The following is a 23,275-nucleotide window of genomic DNA, read 5'->3' as shown; positions in this document are numbered from 1 at the left end:
GGGGGTGGGTCGCCGCACCAGCGGCGTTCTTTCCTTGATAGCGCAGAGGGTCGCTTCGCTCGCGCCCATCCCTAGCCCCTCCCGTTTACGGGAGGGGGATTGTTAGCGGCTGACTATGGTTGAATGCCAGTCCGTCCGATGCTCCCAGCCGCGCCGTTCCAGTTCCGGGGTCGCTTCCTCGCTGACCGGATAGCCCAGGCACAGCAGCCCCAGGCAACGCCAGTTTTCAGGAATCTCCAGCATCGCGTCGACCGTGGGGCGGTCCAGTATCGATATCCAGCCCATGCCGATGCCCCGCGTGCGGGCGGCAAGCCAAATGGTGTGGATCGCCATCACGCAGCTATAGCGGCGCGCTTCCGGCATGGTGATCGCGCCCAGCTTATGGCCGGTTTCGGTGCCTTCGTCGCAATAGACGGCGAACAGCACCGGCGCCTCGCGTAGGCCGTGCAGTTTCAGGCTGCGGTAGAGCTTGTCTTCATCTCCCTTGTAGATCTGCCCGGCCTTGACGATCTGCGCATCCACATGGGTCGCGAGTTGTTCGCGCAAGGCGGGCGTCATGATCCGGACGAAGCGCCAAGGCTGCGACAGTCCGACCGAGGGCGCGCTATGGGCAAGGGCGAGCAGTTGCTCCACCTCCTGCTCGTCCAAGGCATCGGTCAAGAAATGGCGCACGTCGCGGCGAAGATGAACCAGTTCCTCGAAGGCGGCGATGTCGAATGCGGTGCGTGTCAGAATTCGATTCCCGGCTGTGCCTTCACGCCGCTGCGGAAGGGATGTTTGACGAGGGTCATTTCGGTGACGAGATCGGCCGCCTCGATCAGCGCGTCGGGCGCGTTGCGGCCGGTGATGAGGACATGCTTCATCGCGCTTCTGGCAGTCACGGCTTCCAACACCTCTTCAACCGGCAGATAATCGTAGCGCAGGACGATATTAAGCTCATCTGCCAGCACCATATCATAGGCCGGGTCGGCAATCATCCGCTTTACTTCGTGCCATGCTTCGCGGGCGAGGGCGATGTCGCGGGTGCGGTCCTGCGTGTTCCAGGTGAAGCCTTCGCCCATGGCCTTGAATTCGACATTGTGGGGAAACGCGTCGAAGACGGTTTTTTCTCCCGTCGTCATGGCGCCCTTCACGAACTGGACGACGCCGACCTTTTTGCCATGGCCGATGGCGCGGACGACCATGCCCAGTGCGGCGGTCGTCTTGCCCTTGCCCTTGCCGGTGTGGACGATCAGCAGGCCCTTTTCCTGGGTCTTGGTCGCCATGATCTTGTCATGGGCGGCCTGTTTCTTTTTCATCTTTTCGCTATGCTGTTCGGGCGTGCGTTCGATCATTTTTGGGCATCCTTGAGTTGGGCGAGCAGCATGGCGGCGCTGTTCGATCTGGGTTTCCACAGGCGGCGGTCCAGCGCTTCGTGGAGGCGGGCGGCGGTTTCGCGCAGGGCGGCGGGATTGGCTTCCGCCATGAAGGCACGGACCGCCTCATCCTCGATGAAGGCGGCGTGGACGGCATCGAAATGATGGTCCTTCACCGCATGGGTGGTGGCGGCGAAGGCGAAGAGATAATCGACCGAGGCAGCAATCTCGAACGCGCCCTTGTAGCCGTGGCGCATCACGCCTGCGATCCATTTGGGGTTGGTGACGCGGGCGCGGACGATGCGGCCGATCTCATCCTCCAGCATTCGGATGACCGGGCGTTCGGGGCGGCTGTGGTCATTATGATAACTGAGCGGTTTTTTGCCGGAGAGATGCTCGACAGCGGCGGCTATCCCGCCCTCGAACTGGTAATAATCGTCGCTGTCGAGAAGGTCATGCTCACGATTGTCCTGGTTCTGGATCAGGGCGTCGGTCTGGATCAGCCGTTCTGCGAAGAGGCTGCGTTCGGCATCGCCCTCCACGCCGCCGCCATAGGCGTAGCTGCCCCAGTCGAGATAGACATTGGCGAGGTCGGCGCGGTCGTGCCAGATTTTCTCGTCGATCATCGCCTGAAGGCCCGCACCATAGGCTCCGGGCTTCGAGCCGAAGACGCGGGCGCCTGCGCGGCGCCGGGCGGCCTTTTCGGGGATGCCCTCGGCAATCAGGGCGGCGGTTTCGGCGCGGTGGCGGGCGGCGGCGGGATTCTCCTCCTCCGGCTCGTCCAGCGCCATGACGGCGCGGGCGGCGCTGTCGAGCAGGTCGATCTGTTCGGGAAAAGCGTCTCGGAAGAAGCCGGAGACGCGGAAGGTGACGTCGACGCGGGGGCGGTTCAATTCCGCGATCTTCATGACCTCGAAGCCGATGACCCGGCCGGAAGCCCAGTCCCACCGCGGGCGGACGCCCATCAGGGCGAGCGCCTGGGCGATATCGTCGCCGCCGGTGCGCATATTGGCGGTGCCCCAGGCGGACAGGGCGATGGCGCGGGGATAGTCGCCCTCCCGCTGGAGATAATCCTGCACGATGAGGTCGGCGGAGCGCTGGCCGAGGTTCCAGGCGGCGACGGTGGGGACGGCGCGGGTGTCGACCGAATAAAAGTTGCGGCCGGTGGGGAGGACGTCCGGGCGGCCTCTGGTCGGCGCTCCGGATGGGCCAGGAGGGACGAAATTACCGTTGAGGGCTTTGAGGAGCGCGCTTTTCTCGGCCTCTCCGCAGGCGTCCACGCGGGGCGCGAGGTCTTGCTCGATCACGGTGAGAACCGCTGTGGTTCTTTTTAATGCCCAGTCGTCATCCCCGCAAAGGCGGGGATCCATCTCCTGAACGTTTCGCTTGGGACTACTTATGGCAGATGGGTTCTCGCTTTCGCGGGATTGACCGTCCATCAATTCAATGGCGTAAAGTTCCAGCCGTTCCACCGTATCGCCGGTGGTACGCCAGGGGGCAGAGGTGGCGTGCTGGAGCGCTTCCGGACGCGGGCCAGCCCAGGGCGTCCCCATGATGCAATCGAGCGGATCGAAACCCAACTCCAGATCATCCGCCAAGGCGCGCAACAGTGATTGCTGACCCTCATCGTCCATCCCTCTGGGACAGCGGGCAAGGGCAATGAGCAGGTCACGGCGGAGAGCGCCTTCCGGGCTTCGGGTGAAGACATGCAGGCCGTTGCGAATCTGCATTTCCTTAAGATCACACAGATAGTTATCGATCGCTGCTAAGGCATCATCTCCGCTTCCTTGCGCGCCTGCATCCTTGTCCAATCCTTGCGATGCGGCGAGGGCCAGAATGTCCTTGCGCAGCGTTTCGAGCCGACGCGGGTCCATGCCGGCGGCGAGATAATATTCGTCGACCAGCGCCTCCAATTCTTTCAGCGGGCCATAGGTGTCCGCGCGGGTCAGCGGGGGCGTCAGATGGTCGATGATGCAGGCGCCGATGCGGCGCTTGGCCTGGGTGCCTTCGCCGGGATCGTTGACGATGAAGGGATAGATTTGCGGGATCGGCCCGGCGCATATTTCGGGGAAGCAGCTTTCCGACAGCGCGATGGCCTTGCCGGGAAGCCATTCGAGATTGCCGTGCTTGCCGACATGGACGACGGCATGCGCGCCGAACTCCCGCGCCAGCCAGACGTGGAAGGCGAGATAGGCGTGCGGCGGCGGCAGGGCCGGGTCGTGATAGCTGCTCTTCGGATCGATATGATAGCCGCGAGAGGGCTGGACCGCTACGGCGACGTTGCCGAAGCGGTGGACGGGCAGGCGGAAAGCGCCGTCTCGGAAAAAAGGGTCGACTTCGGGATGGCCCCAGCGGGTAGCGATGGCTTGCCGGGCGCTGTCGGGCAGGGTGGAGAAGGCGGCGTGGTAATCGGCAAGAGACAGGGAAGGAGATGTCTTCGACAGGCTCAGCTCGAACGGAGAAAGGGGAGGGTCGATCAGGGCGTTTGTGGTGCCGGCGGTCAGGTGACGCATCAGGGCAGCGCCGTCGGTCGGCGCGTCGGCGGTGGTATAGCCGGATTCCTTTAAGGCGCTCAGGATCGCGGCGGCGCTGGCGGGGGTGTCGAGGCCGACGCCGTTGCCGATGCGGCCATTCTTATTGGGATAATTGGCGAGGATCAGGGCGATGCGGCGATCAGCAACCGGTTTTTTCCGGAGTTTTGCCCAATTTTTAGTAAGTTGTGATACGAAGTTGACACGATCCGCCAATATCCGCGGAACGATGATGTCGCATTCAGTGCGCTGGTCGAAGCGCGTCGAGGCCTTGAAGGCGACGGCGCGGGTGAAGAGGCGGCCGTCCACTTCGGGAAGCGCGATGTGCATGGCCAGGTCGCGGGGGCCGAGACCGCGTGCGCTTTCCTCCCAGGCGCCTTGTTCCGCGCTGGCGAAGATGGTCTGGAGGATCGGGCAATCCGCCTGTTCAAGGATCGATGGCGTGCGCGGTTCCCCCGGCGCGCTGGCGGCGAAGGCCGTGGCGTTGAGGATCACATCCGGCGGGGCCTCGCCCATCAGGCTGTGAAGGAAATCCCTGGCGAAGGGTTCGCGCAGCGCCCGGACGTGGACGGGAAGGACGTTGAGGCCCGCCGCTTCCAGACCGGCGATCATCGCATCCACCGCTTCGAGCGTCCCGGCGATCAACAGGGCGCGATAGAAAAGGAACAGGGCCGTGGGCTGGTCTGCTTTCCAGCGGAATTTCACCTGTTCCAGCGTAGGACGGTCAATGACGGGGAGGTAGAGGCCCGCATCGGCCACGGGTACCGGGGCGTCGGGGACGCCCGCATCGAAACCGGCCAGACGGGCGGCGGTCTTCAGGAAGGCGACGGCGTTGGGAATACCGCCCTGACGAAGATAGTCGCGTAGCCGGTCGCAGCTTTCCACAGGCAGGGTCGAGGCGGCGCGAAGGTCGGGATCGTCTTCGCGGCCGTCGGCTATGGCGGCAAAAGCGATACCCTTTTTACGGGAAATATTTGCAATTTCATCAATGCCATAGGACCAATAGCTCTTACCCCCTAAAAGGATTACGCAGACGAATTTGGCGTGGGCGATCACCTTTTCAACATAGAGGTCGACCGAATAGGGATGTTTGAGCTGGAGGAGATTGGCGAGGCGGATTTTGGGGCCTGCCTCGCCCAGCACGGCGGCGGCGCTGGCGAAGCAGGCGAGTTCGCTGTCCGCCACGGTCAGCAGCACGATGTCACCCGGCGACTGGCCGAGGTCGATCGCTTCGTCGCCATTGGAGACGGTGCCGGGCGTGGCGGTCAGCAAATGCATCAGGCGGGAACCGTCTGCGCCTTGAGCGTGGCCTCTATGGCGGCGCGGTCGAGGCCGGTCTGGCCGATCACGACGAGGCGGGAGGCGCGCTGCTCGTCCGCCTGCCATTGGCGGTCGTAATGATGCTGGATGCGCGGTCCTACGGCCTGGACCACGAGGCGGGCGGGACGGCCCCTGACCGCGAGAAAGCCCTTCACCCGCAACAGATCATGCGCGGCTATGGTTTCGGCCAAGGCCGCCAGCAGAGGTTCGGGGCTGTCCACTTCGCCCACATCTACGATGAAACTCTCGAAATCGTCATGGTCATGGTCCTCCTCATTGTCGTGATGGGAGGGGCGGGCGTCGATCTGATCCTCCACGCCCGCGTCGATGCCCAGCAGAATGGCCGGGTCGATTTCGCCCTTCGCCGTGCGGATGATGCTGACGCCAGGACGGGTTTCCCCCGCCAGATCGCGTTCGAGGGTGGCGAGGGTGTCGACGTCCACCAGATCGGTCTTGTTGAGCAGCACCAGGTCGGCGCAGGCAAGCTGATCCTCGAACAGTTCCTCCAACGGGCTGTCATGATCCAGCGTCGGATCGGCAGCGCGGGCGGCGGCGAGCGCGGCTTCGTCATGAGCGAAGCGGCCCGCCGCCAACGCGTCGGCGTCGATCAGCGCGATCACGCCGTCGACCGTGGCGCGGGTGCGGATATCAGGCCATTGGAAGGCCTTCACCAGCGGCTTGGGCAGGGCGAGGCCCGACGTTTCGATGATGATATGGTCGGGCGGCGTCGGGCGGTCGAGCAGGCGCTGCATGGTCGGCAGGAAATCGTCCGCGACGGTGCAGCAGATGCACCCGTTCGCCAGTTCGATGATGTCCTCGTCCGGGCAGGCTTCGTCGCCGCAGCCCTGCACCAGCGCGCCGTCGACGCCAACATCCCCGAATTCGTTGATGATGAGGGCAAGGCGTCGGCCGCCCGCATTTTCGATAAGGTGGCGGATCAGCGTCGTCTTTCCGGCGCCCAGGAAGCCGGTGATGACGGTAGCGGGTATCTTCTTCATGCGGGATTTCCTTGGGGTTCGAGAGCGACTTCGATCTCGTCGAAGCCTTTCCAGCGATAGATGAGCCAACTCGCCAGCCAGCAGGCGGCGAACAGGCCGATGATGATGAAACCGAGGCTATTGAAATGCTCGCCAAGATCGGCGGCCAGGGTCCAGACCCCGCCCGTCAGGCCGAGCTTTTCGCCCAGCAGCGCCGCCGCCTCGATCCCGCCGATGAGAAGGGCGACCAGTGCCGAGACGAGCGTGATGGTGATGTTGTAGTAGAGTTTCCGGATCGGTTTCACGAAGGCCCATTGATAGGCGCCCATCATCAGCGCGCCGTCCGCCGTGTCGATCAACGCCATGCCCGTCGCGAACAACAGCGGGAAGATGAGGACGGTGGAGATGGAAAGACCGCTGGCCGCCTGCCCGGCGGACAGGCCGAGAATGGCGACCTCCGTCGCGGTGTCGAAGCCGAGGCCGAAGAGGAAACCAAGCGGAGCCATGTGCCAGCTTCGCGTCACCAGCCGGAAAAGCGGGCGGAAGATGCGGGCAAGGAAGCCGCGATTGCCGAGAAGAATATCCATATCTTCATCGACATAAGACCCGCCCCTGCGAACCTGATTGAAAGTGTTCAGAACCGATCTCAGGATGATGAGGTTCATCGCCGCGATGGTGAAGAGGAAGGTCGCCGACACGATCGTCGCGACGGTGCCGCCAATCGCGCCCGCCGCCTGGACGCGGCTCAGCGCATTGGCGGCGATGGCGATGGTGACGGCGGCGATCAGGACGATGCCGCTATGGCCGATGGCGAACCAGAAACCGACCGTCAGCGGACGCTGGCCGTCCTGCATCAGCTTGCGGGTCACATTGTCGATTGCGGCGATATGGTCGGCATCGACGGCATGGCGCAGACCCAGGCTCCAGGCGAGCAACGCCGTGCCCAGCATCATGCTGTTGCCCGCGAAAAGGGTGAAGGCCCAAACCCAGACCGCAAGATTGACGGCGATCAAAGCGGCGAACATGCCCGTGGCGCGACGGCGGAGCAGGCCGGGTGATTGGCCGGGCGGGACCGGCGCATGGGAAACAGGACTCATCAGGGGCATCCCCCGTCGGCGTCAGCGAAACCGGACGGGAACCGCCTTCATGCCGGACGGACGCTCTTGCGCCCGGCATGCGGACAGCAGCTCCCGCTGCGTAAGCGTCGCTCAGACGGAGTACCGTGCCGCGGCCATCCCCTGGGCCAGGGCAAGAGCGACCAGACGCAGGCAGGTTTCCTGGCTCACGGGTCATCGCTCGACGCATGGCCTTCCCAGGCCTCGCAGGATTTAGCGTCCGGCCCAGTGGCTGATCCCCCGGCGATCCGGAGAATCGATATGCGTCTCGCTCACCGCTTACAGTTGCAGGGACAGCCGCGGATTCATCACCGCATTCCCTATTAAGCCCCTCAATGGGGCACCGGCGCGATCAGCGAAAACCGGCCGAGGCCAGCTTTCATGGCAGTGCATAGAGAGTGAAGAAGGGAATGGGAAGGGGTTGCAGCGGCGCGTCTTCCCTTTCCCGCGCAGTTCAATGAACCTCGGCCTTCAACCGGTCGACCAGCTTTTCGATCTCCCACGGCTCCAGCACCCAGGTCCGCGTCTTGCGGCCTTCGCGATGGACGGGCTGGGTCAGCAGAACTCGCGCCTGTTCCTTCGCATGGGGTTTGAAGATCGCGAAATGCTGGGCGCAATCGCGGATCGTGCCGATGATCGGCGCCTTGCCGTCCAGGTCGATCATGGTGGCGGGCTGATCCCAGGGGATGTTGAGCATGGCGTCTTCCTGTCTTAACGGCCGGGTTCGCGGATGATGCAGCGGAAACCGATATGGCTGGTGGAACTGTCCACCGCCTGCGGATGGCGGGCGGCGGGGCGGTAGCGCTGGCAATAGCTGGCTGCGCAGAGATGGGAACCGCCCTTGAGAACTTTTCTTGGCATCGGCGCTTGGCGGTTGGCCGGGTCCAGGCTTTCGCGTTTCGTGCCGCCGCGTGGGTTGGCGGGGATGCAGCAGCTTCCCTTCGCCTTGCGTTCGATTTTGCGCTGGGCGTACCAATCGGTCGTCCATTCCCAGACATTACCGATCATGTCGTAAAGGCCGTAACCATTGGGCGCATAAGTCCGAACTGGAGATGTCCGTTCATAGCCATCCTCCAGCAGATTGCTGTAAGGAAACATGCCCTGCCAGTAATTGGCCTGGCAAACGCCGCCCGGCGCCAACTCTCCACCCCAGGCATAGTCCGCCCCGTCCAGTCCGCCCCGTGCCGCAAATTCCCATTCCGCTTCGGTCGGCAGCGCCTTGCCCGCCCATCTGGCATAGGCTTCCGCATCCTGAAACGCGACATGGACCACCGGATGATCCCAAAGCGCGTCCAGATCGCTGTCGGGGCCGTGGGGATGGCGCCAGTCCGTGCCGAAGCTGAAATGCCACCATTGGCTGACGTCGCTCAGGTCGACGGGCATCGCCGTCCGCCGGAACAGCAGCGAACCAGCCCGCGCCATTTCCGGGAGCATGCCGGGATAATCCTTTGGATCGGGCGCGATCTCCGCCAGGGTGCGGTGGCCGGTGGCCTGGACGAATTCGGCGAACCGTCGGTTGGTGACGGGCGTTTCGTCTATCCAGAAACCGTCCACGCGAACCTGCCGCACTGGCGCTTCCTCCGGATAGAAGCGGTCCGATCCCATGGCGAAGACGCCGCCTTCGATGAAGCGCATCCCTTGCGCCAGGGCATGTCCGGTTTCGTTCATCGGGCGACCATAGCGGCGGATCGGCCGGAGGTATCGTGCAAAAAGGACGCCGGAAGCGGTTCTGCTTCCGGCGTCCCTCAGGCGTTTAGAAGTCCTTGCGGACGGTCACGCCGATCTTGCGCGGGGTACCAATATTATAACCCAACCGGCCTCGCCCGCCGCGTTCGCGGTCCAGCGAATAGAGCGCATTCTCATCGAACAGATTATTGACGTAGAGCGTCACCGACAGGCCGCTGTTCCAGCTTACGCCCGTCGACAGATTCACCAGATTATAGGCGCCCAGCTTATAGGAGCCGAAGTTGAAGGCGCCGGTGCCATAGGCGCCCGTTGCCGGATCATAATAGATGGAATTGGTGAAATTGCCCGCGCCCGGCTCCTGATCGGCAAGCTGGGTAAAGCGGTCGCCGACATGCTGGAGGCTGGCGGTAAACGACCAGTCGGTTTCCGCCGCGATTTCGGCCGTGTAGGTCGCCGCCGCCGCCATCTGGAACTTCGGGACGGTGGGCAGGCGGTTGCCCTTGCGGATGCCCGCGATGATCCCGCCGCCCGCATCGGTGACGTTGCTGTCGATCTCCGAATCGATGTAGCTGCCGCTCAGCGACAGGTCGAGATTGGGGGAGATGCGCGCGCTCAGTTCTGCTTCCAGGCCTGCCGTATGCGCCTTCGGCACGTTGAAGATGATGCGCGAGGAACAGCTTCCCGCATCCGCCGTGACCTGCAGATTCTTGATGTCGTTGTAGAAGACCGCCGCGTTGAAGGTCAGTCCGCCGCCCGACGCCTTGACTCCGGCTTCATAGTTCCAGAGCGTTTCGTCATCGAAGGTCGGGCGATTGCCGTAGGTCGCCGCATCCGGCCCGGTCGCGCCGCCGGTGCAGAGCGGCAGGTTCAGCGGATCGTTGACGCCGCCCAGGCGGAAGCCCTTGGACGCCTGGACGTTGAAGGTCAGGTCGCGATTGGCCTCATAGCTGGCGATGAAGCGGGGGGAGAAGCCGGTCGATCCAGTCTTGTCGCCCACGCGGTTGTCGCCATTGGGGAAAACGCCGCCGGTCTTGAAATCGCGCTCTTCCTTGAAGTCATAGTAGCGGCCGCCCGCGGTCAGCTTGAACTGGCCGAGCTTGTAGCTTGCCTCGCCGAAAGCCGCATATTGTTTGATGATGTAAGGGATATCGGCATTGTAAGGCGAGTTGAGCGGGAAGCCGTTGGCCGCCCCAGCCGATGTGCCTGCGCCCCGCCCTGCATCGATGAAGGCGTCATAGCCGGGGGTCGGCAGCCGCTGCTTATAATCGCGGTCGACATGGCTGTAGAAGCCGCCGACCACCCACTGGAACGGGCCTTCGCCAGTAGAGGCAAGCCGCAATTCCTGCGTCCATTGCTTGAGCTTGGTCGTGTCGCGCAGGTTGGAGGGCAGGTTGGCGATGCCGGGGTTGACGCCCAGGCCGACGAACGGCGTCACGGACACCGATCCGGTGAGGGCCGACGCATCGCGGCTGACCAGGATGTCGCGGTGAATATAGGTGGTGATCGACGTCAGCGCGACATCGGAGCCGATATCGATGTTCGCCGTGAAGTCCGCCAGCGTGGTCTTGTCGCGGAATTCCTCGCGCAGCTTCAGATATTGGGTGCGCTCCGGCAGGATATCGAGGGGGCTGATCAACTCGTTATAATAGAGGTGATAGCTGTCCTCCCGGTTGAAGCCGTTGGTGCGGATATCCTGATAGATGACGCGCGGGGTCAGCTTGATGCCGGGCGCGGGTTCCCAGAGCAGGCTGAGGCGTCCACCATAACGGCGGCCGTCATTGACGTTCTTGCCCCCGGCCGGGCCGATCGCGTCGATGAAGCCGGCATAATGTTCGGCATAGCCGACGGCGCGGATCGCCGCCGTCTCGCCCAGCGGCAGGTTGATCGCGCCCTTGCCGGAATAGCCGACATCGCCGCCCTTCAGGACGTTGACGCCGCCTTCCACCGCGCCTTCGGTCTGGCCGAGCTTGGGCTGCTTGGTGATGTAGCGGACGGTGCCGCCCTCCGAACCCGAACCGAACAGCGTGCCCTGCGGTCCGCGCAGCGTTTCCACGCGGTCGAGGTCGAACAGGTCGAAATCCGGCGTGAACAGCGACATGGAGATGACGGATTCGTCCAGATAGACGCCGACCTGTTCCTTGACACCCGGCTGGTCGCGGACGACCTGGCCCGCCGATACGCCGCGCACGGACACCTGGCTCTGGCCCGGCCCCAGATTCTGGACGGTCAGGCCGGCGACGCTGCGCGACACATCCTCGATCGAGGTGGCGCCCATGCGCTGCATCGCTTCAGCGGTCTGCGCGTTGATGGAGAAGGGAACATTCTGGATCGATTCATTGCGCTTGGTCGCAGTGACGATGATCTCATTACCAGACCAATCGGCCGTGTTGTCAGTTGCCTGGGCGAATGCGCCAGTGGAAACGCCAGACAGCGCTAGAACAAGGCACGATGCAGACAGGCGCAATACGGACGTGCGGTGGGAAAATTCGTTCATTCCATCCTCCCTGTAGTGAATTTTATGTTATGCTTATTCGGGCTAGTTAAAAGTAACCTTATCTCATTGAAGATATTCGCCGATCCATAATCTAGATCATGTTTTTTGCGCTATGCAATGAAAATTGCGTGAGAGAGATTGAATCTTACTCAACTGTCACTTCCTTGCCTCACCCTGCACGACCATTAGAGCACCGACCGCCGCTGTTCCGCGCCTTTCGCCTTGCCGCGCACCATGGGCCGGCGTTATGAGGGCGCCGGGTCATGGCTAAAGGGGAGCCTTGCACGGATAAATCCGGCAGGGCTTGGGGGATAAGCCTTTGAGCGCTTTTGGGAAATGGGTTTGCGGGCTCGCCGGTTGGGGCGCATTGAGTCTGTCCGTGGCGGTACATGCCCGGACGGCGGACGACCATCCGTTGCTGAGGGACAGCTTTCGCATAGGCGGCGAAGGCGGCGCGCTGTGTCAGGCGCAGAGCGCCACCGGCGACGCGGCTTCGCGCACCATGTTCGATCGCGCATGGACGCTGGTATGCCGGGACGCGGCGCGACCGGTGGGGCAGATCTACGCGTTGCGGCGCAATTCCGGCGACCAGGATGCGGCATTGCTGGCGCGGCTGGCGGCTTCGCGCAGGACTGCGGTCGAATGCGGCGCGCCGGGCGGCGTCAACCTGCCCGACATCGGCGCGGCCGTCATGCGAAACTGCACCGGCGCGGTCGGCCCCTACCGCATCCTGAGCGTCACGCGCGGCAAGACAATCTATGTTGCGCAGGGCCACGCAGCCTATGCGAGCGCGCTGGACCTGGGATTGCGGTCTATCATGGCGGGACGTACGGTGTCCGGCAAGGTCGATATCGCGACCGTCGGTTCCGATCAGTCGGGCTTCGCCCGATTGCAGGCCGCGACGCTCGACCCACAGACGGTGCTGGCCGAAGGCTATCGGCGCAATGCATCGGGCAATTATGCCGAGGCCGCGGAATTTTTCGACAGCCTGACCGACCGGCTGGCGCGCGATCCCGACCTTGCGAAGCTGACCCCGGCGGAGCGGACCGGGCGCGCGCATGAATATCTGGTCAATCGTGGCCTGCAACTTTCCAATCTGGGACTGTTCGATCAGGCCGACGCGGCCTTCGCCCAAGCGCGGGGAATTGTGACCGCCGATGCCGTGCAGCTTCGCCTGCGCCGCAATTTCGAGGCGATGCACCATATCAACCGGCAGGATCTGGATGGCGCGCTGGCGCTTCTGGACCGTCCCCTGGCGGGCGGGATGGACGCCGTGGCCAGCGGAGAGGGCGCGGTGTCCCTGCCGCCGGAGGTCGCCGCCGAAATGAGCAGCGCGGCATCGCAGGCCCGCGCCCTGGGCGTGCGGCAGGATACGACGCTGGCTCCGGCCGAGCGGGCCGCGATCATCGACGCGCAGGCGCAGCAGTTGCGGGGGACGATCCTGCGGCTGTCCGGCCAGCCGGGACCGGCGCGGGAGGTGCTGTCCAAGGCGCTGGCGAGCGCTGTCGCCGTCCGCGACGGGCGGGTCACGTCGATTGCCCGTCTGCGCGCTCAATTGCTGGGCGAGATGGCGCTCACCTATGAGGCGCAGGGCGATTATGGGCAGGCCGAGCGCAATCTGAATCAGGCGCTGACGCTGCTGGGTTCGCAATATCCCGAAACGGTGGCGTTGAACGGGGCGCGAGCGCGGCTGGGGGCCTTCCTGATCCGGCGCGGACGCAACGAGGATGCGCTGAAAATCTATCGCGGCATCATGGCCTCCACCATGGAAAACCGCGCCCCGCTGACGGGGATGGCGAACCAGCTTCAGCCTTATTTCAATCTCTTGGCGCAGGAAATTCCCAACCGGCCGGAGCTGACCGCGGATCTGTTCGCGGCGTCGCAACTGCTGCTGCGGCCCGGCGCCGCCGACACGCTGGAGCAATTGAGCCGCGAACTGTCCGCGGGCGATGGCGAGGCGGCGCGGCTTTTCCGGCAGTCCGTCTCTCTCTCCCGCGACATAGAGCGCGAACGGATCATGCTGGCGCAGTTGCGGGAGGCTGCCGAAGGGCAGGAGGCGTTGCTGCCCGACGTCGCGCAGGCGCAGGCGAACATCGACCAGCTTGCCACCGATCAGGCGACGACGCTGGCGGCATTGGCGGCCTATCCGCAATATCGAGCCGTCAGCCCGCAAGGCCTGACGCTCGCGGAGATGCAGGCCACGCTGAAACCCGGCGAGGGTTATTACAAGCTGGCGCAATTGGGCGACGCGCTCTACGCGCTGTGGATCGACGGCGCGGGTGCGACCGGATACCGGCTGGCGGTCAGCGCGTCGGACGTGGCGCGGAAAGTGGCCGCGCTGCGCGAGACCATCTCCATTGAGGTCAACGGCGCGCAAACCACCTATGCGCTGGACGTGCCGGTGGCGCGCAGCCTCTATCTCGACCTGTTCGGGCCGGTTGAGCAGCGGCTGGCGGCGGTGCGGCACCTGATCTTCGAACCCGATGGCGCGATGCTGCAACTGCCGGTCAATCTGCTGATTGCCGGGCAGGCGGGCGTCGATGCCTATGAGGCGCGGGTGGCGCAGGGAGGCGACGAGTTCGATTTTCGCGGCATCGATTGGCTGGGCCGCGATCATTCGGTGAGCACCGCCTTGTCGGCGCGGGCTTTCCGCGATGCGCGGGCGGCTGCGCCCTCCAGCGCGGCGCAAAGCTATATCGGCTTTGGCGACAATGCGCCGCTGGCCGGGCCGTTGCTGGCGGCATCCAGCCGTGGAGTCCTGTCCAATGGAGCAGCGGACGATTGCGGATGGTCGCCCTTGCAATGGAACCGGCCGATCCCCGCGACCGAATTGCGAGAGGCGGCGCAGGCCATTGGGGGGCAGGGCAGCGAACTCATCACCGGCGCAGCCTTCACTGACGAAGCCGTGATGGCGCGGCGCGATCTCGACGCATTCCGCATCCTGCATTTCGCCACGCACGGTCTGGTGACGCCGCCGCATCCCGGATGCCCGGCGCGGCCCGCGCTGCTGACGAGTTTTGCGCCGGACAAGCCGTCGGACGGACTGTTGCAGTTCAGCGAGATTTTCGACCTGCGGCTGAACGCCGATCTGGTCGTGCTGTCGGCCTGCGATACGGCGGGCGCGGCGGGCATGGAAACGACGCGGGCGGCCGGGCTTTCGGGCGGTGGCGGGGCGCTGGACGGTCTGGTGCGCGCCTTCATCGGAGCCGGGAGCCGGGCCGTCATCGCCAGTCACTGGCCCGCGCCGGAGGATTATCACGCCACCGAAAGGCTGATGAGCGGCCTGTTCACGGCCAAGGCGGACCAGTCCGTGGCGGAGGCGTTGCGGGACGCGCAGGTCAAGTTGATGGACGATCCGGAAACGTCGCATCCCTTCTACTGGTCCGGCTTCGCCATCATCGGCGACGGTGCGCGTCCGCTGATCGCGCGCCGCTGACCGCCGTGCCGACGCGGGGCCTGATGCGCCGCGGCGCGCGACTGGTGCGGGATGCGGGACGGTGGCGGCTGGCCGCGACGGGCGTGCTGCTGCTGGTGGCGCTGTTCCTGGCAGGGTGGGACTGGAACCGGCCGCTGGGCGACGGCGCGGCGCGGGAAATCCCGACCGCCGATGCGGAGCGGGGCCTGTATGACTGGCGGGCCGCGAGTTTCGCGCCGCGCGTGAGGCAGGACCAGCGCATCCTGATGGTGGTCTATGACGACCAGACGCTGATCGCCACGCGCAAGCGGTCGCCTTTGGACAGGGGGCTGCTGGCGCGTGCTCTGCGCAACATCGACGCCATGGGGGCGAAGTCGATCGGCATCGATATCCTGTTCGATCAGCCGCAGGATGAGGATGCGGAACTGCTGTCAGCATTGCATGACATGCGGACGCCGGTCTGGCTGGGTTACGCCAATCTGGGCGACAATCAGGAACAGATCATCTTCGAACAGCAGCAATTTCTGGACCGTTTCATCCGGGAGGCGCGGACCGACCGGGTGCGTCCGGCCAGCATCCGGCTGGAAACCGACGCCGACAATGTGGCGCGAAGCTGGCCTATCCCGACGCCCGGCCAGCCGCCGCTATTGACGCTGGCGATGCAGCCCTCTCCCGCCTTCAACGATTATCGCGGGGCAATCCGTTTCCGGCTGCCGATCCGTCAGCCGGACGGGTCGGAGGAGCCGGTGATTCCCAGTCTTCAGATCGACACGCTGGCCGATCCCGTCATGGCGTCAGCGCTGGCGCCGATGGTGCGCGGGCGGCATGTGCTGATCGGCGGGGACATCGTTGATATCGACCAATTCGAAACGCCGCTGTCGGGGCGGCAGGCGCGGTCGACCATGATCGGGCTGGAAGTGCATGCGACCATGCTGGCGCAATTGCTGGACGGGGCGCGGCTGCCTGCGGTGCCGGAGGGGTGGCGCTGGCTGGCGGCCCTGCTGATCGTCGGCGCGGCGGGGCTGACCAGCCTGGCGGAATTGCGCTGGTATGCGCTGGTCCCGGCGCTGGCGGTGCAGGCCGGGGCGATTGCGGGCATGCCGCTATGGTTGCAAGCGCGGGGCTGGGATACGAAGGGTTTGCCTGCCGTGGGCTGGGTGCTCGGATGGGTGCTGGCCTTCACCGCCATCGGCGTGGCGGCGCGGGCGGTGACGTCGCAGCAGCGGCGGTTCGCACAGGCGGCGTTGGGCAAATATCTGCCCCGCGACATTGCGGCCCAGATTCTCGCCGAGCCGGAGAAGCTGGCGCTGCATGGCGAGAAGCGGCAGATCTTCACCCTGTTCACCGATCTGGAGGGGTTCACCAAGCTTAGCCACGCCATCGCGCCGGAAATGGTGGCGCAATTGCTGAACCGCTATCTCGACATGTTGAGCGACGTGGTGCTGGCCCATGGTGGGACCATCGATAAATTCGTGGGCGATGCTGTGGTGGCTTTTTGGGGCGCGCCGATTGCGCGGCCCGATGACGGGCGCAATGCCGCGCTGGCGGCCTATGCCATGTGGCAGGCTGGGGAGGCGTTTCGTCAGGACTTGCCGCCTGGCGTGCCGCCGATCGGGCGGACTCGCGTCGGGTTGCACCATGGCGATGCCATCGTCGGCAATTTCGGCGGAGAGGGCCGCATTCAATATACCGCGCTGGGCGACAGCATGAACACCGCGTCCCGGCTGGAGGCGGCGAACAAGGCGCTGGAGACGAATGTGCTGGTCAGCCGGGAGGCGATGCGGCTGTCCGGCCTGGACTGGTGGCGGCCGATGGGGCGGGTGCGGCTGAGGGGACGGTCCACGCCGGTCGACCTGTTCGAGCCTGCGCCGGATTTCCCGGTCGAGGAGAGGGTGGAATTGGCCGGGATATTGGCGGCTCTCGATAGTGAGGATGCCGTAGCGCGAAATCGAGTCCATGAACGACTTGAAGAAATGATTAACCTTCATCCAGATGATGCGGCGCTGGCCAATCTGCTATATCGTTTGGAGCATATTGGGGACGGAGGGATTTATGGGTTGGGATAGGATTTTTGCGTGGGGAGCGCTGGCCGGGGTGATGGCGGCGGGCCTGAGCGCGCAGGCCTGGGCCGACACCATGGTGGTTCGGGCGACCGGGCCGTCCGCCGCGTCCTACAAGCCGGGGAGCAAGCTGGCCGATGGCGGTTCGCTGGTGTTGAAGGCGGGCGACGTGGTGACGTTGCTGGATGCCAGGGGTACGCGGACCTTGCGGGGGCCGGGGAGTTTCGGCGTCGCGGCTTCGGCCGGGGCCGCGCCTGCCAATAGCGTTACCTTGTCCGCCCTGCTGGATACGAAGCGGGTGCGGCGTGCCCGGACCGGGGCGGTGCGCGGCGGCCTGGGTGACGCGCCCGTGACGCCGCCGCGTCGGCCCAATCTGTGGATGGTGGATGTCGCGCAGTCCGGGACGCTTTGCGTGGCCGATCCGGCGGCGGTTCGTCTGTGGCGCGCCGATGCCGCGAAAGCCGCGACTGTGCGGATCGGGGGAGAGGGCGTCCAGGCGACGGCGAATTTCGCGGCGGGCGAATCGGTGGCCGCCTGGCCCGCCGTTGCGCCGGTGCGCGAGGGGGCATCCTATCGCCTGAACGATGGCGCGCATGCAACGGAGGTCCGCTTCGCGCTGGTCGGCGCGGTGCCGCCGGGGCTGGACGGCGTGGCTTCCAGCCTGTTGGCGCGTCAATGCGCGGCGCAGCTCGATCTGCTGGTGGAGACAGCTGCCTTGAAGGACGGGCCGGCGCGGAATTGATTGTCGCGGCGCCGATGCGCTGTTAACCGGCGGCGGGTCGCGGGGATCGGGATGACGGGCCAAAAAGGCCCGCGCCCGAAAAGACAGGGAGTGGCGGCCGCCAGGGAAAGGCCGCCGGACGATGTGGGGACATCTATGGGGATGAAGGGGCAGGTGCGGGCTTCCGGTTTCGGGCGATCTTCGGCTTTGGCGCTGGCGATGCTGATGCCCGTCGCCGCCATGGCGCAGGTCACGCCGCCGCGCGCGCCGACGCGAGAGGAATTGTCGCCGGGCCGGACGACGGACGAAGCTGCGCGGCAGGGCAGCCGCCTGACGGTCGTCGGCGGGGTCGAGCGCGCGCCATGCCCGCTGGCCGACCCGCGCTATGCCGATGTCACGGTCAATTTCGCCGATGTCCGATTCGATGGCCTGCGCATCGTCGATTCCGCCGCGCTGGAGGATAGCTGGCGGGAATTCGCCGGGCGCGAAGTGCCCATCGCCACCCTGTGCGAAGTGCGCGACCGGGCGGCCACCGCGTTGCGGCAGATGGGCTATCTGGCCGCCGTGCAGGTACCGCCGCAGCGGATCGAGAAGGGCGGCACGGTCCGTTTCGACATCTTCATGGCGCGGCTGGTCGCGATCGAGGTGCGCGGCGACGCGGGCAACAGCGAACGGCTGATCGCCGCCCATATGGAGGCGCTGAAGGGTCAGCCGGTCTTCAACGTGCGTCAGGCGGAGCGGCATTTGCTGCTGGCCCGCGACCTGCCCGGCTATGATGTCCGGCTGGCGCTGCGCCCTGCGGGCACGGCCCCCGGCGAAGTGGTGGGCGAGGTGCAGGTGGTGCGCCAGCGGGTCCAACTGGACGTCAATATCCAGAATTTCGGCAGCAATGCCGTCGGGCGCGTGGGCGGGCTGGCGCGGGTGCGGTTCAACGACATGACCGGGCTGGGCGACAGCACCATGTTCAGCATCTTCAACACCGCGCAGCCCAGCGAGCAGACGGTTTTGCAGGTGGGGCACAGTATGGCGCTGGGCAGCGACGGGCTGCGCCTGTCGGGCGACCTGACCTATGCGTGGAGCAAGCCGGACATCGGCGCGCCGCTGTCGTCGGAAACGATGATCGCGACGGCGGCGCTCAGCTATCCGCTGGCGCGGCGGCAGGTGCATACGCTGCTGGCGACGGGCGGGCTGGATGTGGTCAATCAGGATCTGCGCTTCGGCAGCGGGCCGGTGAAGGACACGCTGTCGCGGGACCGGCTGCGCGTGCTGTTCCTGCGGCTGGAGGGCGAACTGGTCGATCCGGACAGCATCGTCAGCACGACCGGCTATTCGGGGATTGAACCCAAATGGCGGATCGGCGGCGGCGTGGAGGTGCGGCAGGGCATGGACTGGCTGGGCGCGAGCCAGCCTTCCGGCCCGATCAGCCAGCTTGGCGGCGATCCTTCGGCCTTCGTCGTCCGGGCGAACGCGCAGGCGGAATATCGGCCGGTGCCGAACATCGCCTTCGCGCTGGCGCCCAGGGGCCAATATAGTCCCGACGTGCTGCTCTCCTACGAGCAGATGAGCGCGGGCAATTATACGGTCGGGCGCGGTTACGATCCGGGCGTCCTGACCGGGGACAGCGGCGTCGGCGTCGCGGCGGAGCTGCGTTACGGCAGGATCACGCCGCGCGGGCCGGGGGCCTTCGCCTTCCAGCCCTTCATCTTCTTCGACGCGGCGTGGATGTGGCATCAAAGCGCCAATTTCGCCGGGCTCGATCCGCAGAAGCTCTATTCGGCGGGCGGCGGCGTGCGCGCCGCCTGGGACAATCATGCCCGGATCGACCTGACGCTGGCGACGCCGCTGCGCAAGGCCGGTTTCCAGACCGAACGGGGCGGCACGCGGCTGCTCTTCTCTATCACCACGCAGCTTGCGCCGTGGAGGCGATAATGATGGACAAGTCCCGCACCCGTTCGACGATAAGCCTGCTGGGCGGTTGCGCCAGCGTGATCGCCCTTGGCTGGTCCATGCCCGCCGCCGCGCAGACCGCCTTTCAGGGCAATCCGACGGTCGCGTTCGGCTCCGCATCGGTCTCGCAAGGGGCCACGACCGACGTCATCACGGTCAATAGCGGGCAGGTGGTCATCGATTGGGCGGCGACCGACACCAACGGGACGGGAGTCATCGACTTCCTGCCGACGGGCCGCACCGGCCAGTTCAGCGCCGGTTCCAGCATACCGTCCTTCACGGTGCTGAACCGCATTTCGCAGGACAGCAACGGCGTGCCCTTGTCGCGCATCGTCGGGCTGAACGGCACGGTGCAATCCGATCCGGGCGGCAGCATCTGGTTCTATGCGCCCAGCGGCATCATTGCCGGGCCGACAAGCGTCTTCAATGTGGGATCGCTGGTGCTCACCACCAACGATATCGACCTGACCGGACCCAACGGCGTCAGCCTCTATGGCCCCAATGGCGAAATCCGCTTCCGCGGCGCGGCGGGCAGCAATGCGGCGGTAGAGGTGCAGGCGGGTGCGCGGATCAACGCGCTGAGCGCGGGCAGCTATGTCGCGCTGGTGGCGCCGCGCGTGGTGCAGGCGGGGACCGTGACCGTCGACGGCGCGACGGCCTATGTCGGGGCGGAAGCCGCCGACATCACCATCAACGGCGGCCTGTTCGACATATCCATCACCGCCGGAACGACCGACGCCAACGGCGTGGTGCATAGCGGCGTGACCGCAGGCCCGGCCGCCAACGGGAGCGGCAACGCCCAGCGCATCTATATGGTGGCGGTGCCGAAGAATAATGCGCTGACCATGCTGTTGTCGGGCGATGTCGGCTATACGGCGGCGGCCACCGCGACGCCTGTCGGCAGTGCGATCATATTGTCGGCGGGTTCCGATGTCGGTGACGACGGATTCGGCAATCCTGTCACCTCGCCCAACGCCACCGCAAGCGCGGAGGCCGGATTCAGCATCGGATCGGGCAATTGGCAGTTCGACGTGACCGGCGTTGCGACCGGCGATATCGTCGTCCGGCCAGCGGCCACGACCCGTTTCATGGGCAATGTCGCGCTTTCCGCCGACCGGAGCATCACGTTCCGGGCCGACCAGTCGGGCGCGATCGCGGCCGACATGGCCGTCAGCCTGACCGCCGGGACGGGCGCTGTCGGGGGCCGGATCGACCTGCTGACCTTTGGCGGCAGCGGCGCGGCGGCGACCAACGGGCAGATCGACATCAGCGGCGACCTGACGCTGAACGCCAACGGCAATGGCGATGACGGCGCCAGCGCGCCGCCGCTGATCGGCGCGGACGCCAGCGGCGGCACCATCAACCTGATCGCGACGGGCGGCCTGATCGCTGCGGCGAGCCTGACGGCCAATGCGTTGGGTTATGCCGGTTACGGCAGCGACCGTTCCGGCAATGCGACGGGCGGCGCGATCACCCTGTCGGCGCTGACCGCCGCAGGACCGTCCGGGACGGAAGGCGGGACGCTGCGCTTCGGCGGCACCTCGCTCGACGCGTCGGCGGGCACCGCCTTTCAGGTTTCGCAGCCGCCGGTCGATGGCGGCGATGCCGTTGGCGGCAATATCGCCATCATCGGGACATCGGGCGCGGCGATTGCGGGCACGCTCGATCTGGGGATCGTCAACGCCCGCGCCCAGGCGACCGCCGGCGTGGCAAGCACCGGCACCGCAGGCAGCGCGACCGGCGGCAATATCGGCGTGGCCATATCCAGCGGCACGCATCAATGGACGAGCCTGTTCGCGGACGTCAGCGCCACCCCCGGCCATGCGACCGACGGCGGCAGCTATGGCGTGGTGATCCCCGGCGCTACCGGCATCGATATCGATGTCGGCGGGACGGGCGCGCTGGACATCCTCGAATCCGTTTCGCTCTATGCCGAATCGCAGGTCTTTGGCGGCGGGGCGTCGGGTGGAATCCTGCGGGGCGGGCGCATCAACCTTTCGGCACATGACGGGGGCAGCTTCTCCATCGCGCAGGACTTGTTCGCCAGCGCGGACGCCTATGGCTATGCGGCCTTTTCGGGGTCCACCTTTCCCTTGCCGCGAACGGCCGATGCCGTGGGCGGGACGATCAGCATCGGCGCGGCGGGCGGCAGCTTCAGCGCGGCCGGGCTTTACGTCAGCGCCAATGGTTCGGCGGGCGATGCGCCGGACGTGGCGGGCAGCGGAACGGGCGGCGGCGTGACGCTGTTCGCCAGCGCGGCGGGCGGGCAGCGGGGCAGCTTTTCGCTGACCGATTGCGTCAACTATCTCTGCCGCGTCTATGCCGACGGCAGCGGCGCTGCTGGCGCAAATGGTTCGAACGGGACGGGCGGGTCGATCCTGCTCTATGCCAGCGACGCTGATTTTTCGGCGGCGGGGAATCTTTCGCTTCGGGCAAATGGCGTCGGGGGCGGAGCGGCCGACGATGGGATTGCCGGGCGCGGCGGCGACGGGCTGGGCGGAACGGTGACGGTGGAAAGCCGCCTGGGCGCGGCGGGGAGCGCCGACCTGACATTCGGCAACCTCTTCCTTTCGGCGGAGGGGTATTCGGCCCCCTCGATCGACGGCATGTCCTTCAACAGCGGCGACGCCGGGAGCGGAACGGGCGGCGCGGCCAATATCAACATCTTCGGCGGCGATCTGACCGCCGATCTGGTCGATGTCCGGGCGACGGGTTTCGGCGGCGCGGCGGCGGTGAACTGCCTGGCCTGCGAAGGCGGGGGGACGATTCCGTTCCAGGCGGGCAGCGGGCAAGGCGGGTCGGCCGGGTTCCTGATTACCGGCGGAGCGGCGACCGTCGGAGCGCTGACGCTCAGCGCGCTGGGCGCGGGCGGGGAAGCCGAGGGCAGGAGCGATCCGCAGTCGGTGGCGGCGCTCTCCGGAAGCGGGCTGGGCGGCGATGCTTTGCTGGAATCGCGTGGCGGATCGTTGCAGGTGACAACGCTGACCATCGACGCGAGCGGGACCGGCGGCGCGGGCTATTCCCTTTTCGAAACGGACGGCGCGGACGGCGGAACCGGGACCGGCGGCAACGCGGGATTGCTGATGACCGCGGGCGGCAGCGGGCAAATCACCGTAGATGACGCGGCCATCGTGCGAGCATTGGGCAAGGGCGGCGTCGGGGCGGAGGTAGTGGTCGACGGCGGGGGCAATTACAGCGCCGGTGCGGGCGGCGGCGGCACCGGCGGCACGGCGGATGTGACGCTGGCCGGGGGCAGGCTGAGCGTGCCTTCGCTGCTGGTTTCGGCGGAGGGCATCGGTGGAGCCGGTGGCGTCAACCCCACCGACAGCGCGGGCGGCGCGGCGGGCGATGGGTTGGGCGGCACGGCGCGCTTCTCCTATCTGAACGAAGGCCATGCGATCGGCACGGTCGTGGTCAAGGCCGACGGGCAGGGCGGTCAGGCGGGCGATAACGGCTTCAGCAGCTTCGACAACAATAATAATCCGATTTTCTTCTATGGCGTCGGCAGCGGCGGAGCGGGCGGCAGGGGGACGGGCGGCAGCGCGGTCATGCTGGTCGATGTCGACCCTGTTTTCGGGAATTTGACCGTCAGCGCCGATGGCATCGGCAGCATGGGCGGCGGTGGCGGGACCGGCGGCGCGGGCGGCGTGGGGG

At 66.0% G+C, this 23,275-nt stretch carries 13 protein-coding genes and 1 riboswitch; of the genes, 5 read left to right on the top strand and 8 right to left on the bottom strand.

All coding sequences use genetic code 11. The features are described from left to right. Positions 1-102: 102 nt before the first annotated feature. From bluB to BV95_RS18930, 8 genes are all read right to left on the bottom strand, one after another. Positions 103-732: a 5,6-dimethylbenzimidazole synthase gene (bluB, locus tag BV95_RS18965; RefSeq protein WP_409372097.1), complete on the bottom strand. Its 630-nt coding sequence runs from the start codon at positions 730-732 to the stop codon at positions 103-105. Beyond that, a complete protein-coding gene (cobO, locus tag BV95_RS18960; protein ID WP_037455799.1) occupies positions 729-1,334 on the bottom strand; it encodes a cob(I)yrinic acid a,c-diamide adenosyltransferase in 606 nt (201 codons plus the stop codon). Before cobO ends, bluB begins: the two co-directional genes overlap by 4 nt. Then, the gene (gene cobN / locus BV95_RS18955; protein WP_037455797.1) at positions 1,331-5,164 is read right to left on the bottom strand and encodes a cobaltochelatase subunit CobN; all 3,834 of its coding nucleotides are present in this window, start codon (positions 5,162-5,164) and stop codon (positions 1,331-1,333) included. Before cobN ends, cobO begins: the two co-directional genes overlap by 4 nt. Beyond that, the gene (gene cobW, locus BV95_RS18950) at positions 5,164-6,204 is read right to left on the bottom strand and encodes a cobalamin biosynthesis protein CobW (protein WP_037455795.1); all 1,041 of its coding nucleotides are present in this window, start codon (positions 6,202-6,204) and stop codon (positions 5,164-5,166) included. The genes cobN and cobW overlap by 1 nt, the downstream gene beginning before the upstream one ends. Beyond that, the gene (locus BV95_RS18945) at positions 6,201-7,280 is read right to left on the bottom strand and encodes a HoxN/HupN/NixA family nickel/cobalt transporter (protein ID WP_037455793.1); all 1,080 of its coding nucleotides are present in this window, start codon (positions 7,278-7,280) and stop codon (positions 6,201-6,203) included. Before BV95_RS18945 ends, cobW begins: the two co-directional genes overlap by 4 nt. Before the next feature lie 153 nt (positions 7,281-7,433). Further along, positions 7,434-7,661, bottom strand: a riboswitch (cobalamin riboswitch). Positions 7,662-7,752: 91 nt separating this feature from the next. After that, positions 7,753-7,995, bottom strand: a complete 243-nt coding sequence (locus BV95_RS18940; protein ID WP_037455791.1) for a hypothetical protein — start codon at positions 7,993-7,995, stop codon at positions 7,753-7,755. Between the two features lie 14 nt (positions 7,996-8,009). Next, positions 8,010-8,933: a formylglycine-generating enzyme family protein gene (locus tag BV95_RS18935; protein ID WP_037455831.1), complete on the bottom strand. Its 924-nt coding sequence runs from the start codon at positions 8,931-8,933 to the stop codon at positions 8,010-8,012. A gap of 118 nt (positions 8,934-9,051) precedes the next feature. Then, positions 9,052-11,478 carry a TonB-dependent receptor gene (locus BV95_RS18930; RefSeq protein ID WP_037455788.1) on the bottom strand — a complete coding sequence of 809 codons (2,427 nt, stop codon included), beginning with the start codon at positions 11,476-11,478 and terminating at the stop codon, positions 9,052-9,054. A gap of 367 nt (positions 11,479-11,845) precedes the next feature. Here BV95_RS18930 and BV95_RS18925 point away from each other — a divergent pair, with 367 nt between their 5' ends. The 5 genes from BV95_RS18925 to BV95_RS18905 all read left to right on the top strand — a co-directional run. Beyond that, positions 11,846-14,914, top strand: coding sequence for a CHAT domain-containing protein (locus BV95_RS18925; RefSeq protein WP_037455785.1), 3,069 nt, complete (start codon positions 11,846-11,848; stop codon positions 14,912-14,914). Positions 14,915-14,919: 5 nt separating this feature from the next. After that, entirely contained in the window at positions 14,920-16,959 is a 2,040-nt protein-coding gene (locus BV95_RS18920) for an adenylate/guanylate cyclase domain-containing protein (RefSeq protein WP_037455782.1), read from the top strand. Continuing rightward, positions 16,946-17,695, top strand: a complete 750-nt coding sequence (locus BV95_RS18915) for a hypothetical protein (RefSeq protein ID WP_037455781.1) — start codon at positions 16,946-16,948, stop codon at positions 17,693-17,695. The genes BV95_RS18920 and BV95_RS18915 overlap by 14 nt, the downstream gene beginning before the upstream one ends. Before the next feature lie 135 nt (positions 17,696-17,830). Further along, on the top strand, positions 17,831-19,603 hold the full coding sequence (locus tag BV95_RS18910) for a ShlB/FhaC/HecB family hemolysin secretion/activation protein (RefSeq protein WP_037455778.1): 1,773 nt from the start codon (positions 17,831-17,833) through the stop codon (positions 19,601-19,603). Beyond that, positions 19,603-23,275: beta strand repeat-containing protein (locus BV95_RS18905; RefSeq protein ID WP_037455828.1), on the top strand; the 3,673-nt coding region annotated here is incomplete at its 3' end. The genes BV95_RS18910 and BV95_RS18905, both read left to right, overlap by 1 nt.

Origin of the sequence: Sphingobium chlorophenolicum (assembly GCF_000722875.1) — a bacterium.
In the GTDB taxonomy this organism is placed as follows: domain Bacteria; phylum Pseudomonadota; class Alphaproteobacteria; order Sphingomonadales; family Sphingomonadaceae; genus Sphingobium; species Sphingobium chlorophenolicum.
Note: the sequence above shows the minus strand (reverse complement) of the source record. Positions and strands in the feature narration are given on the sequence as shown.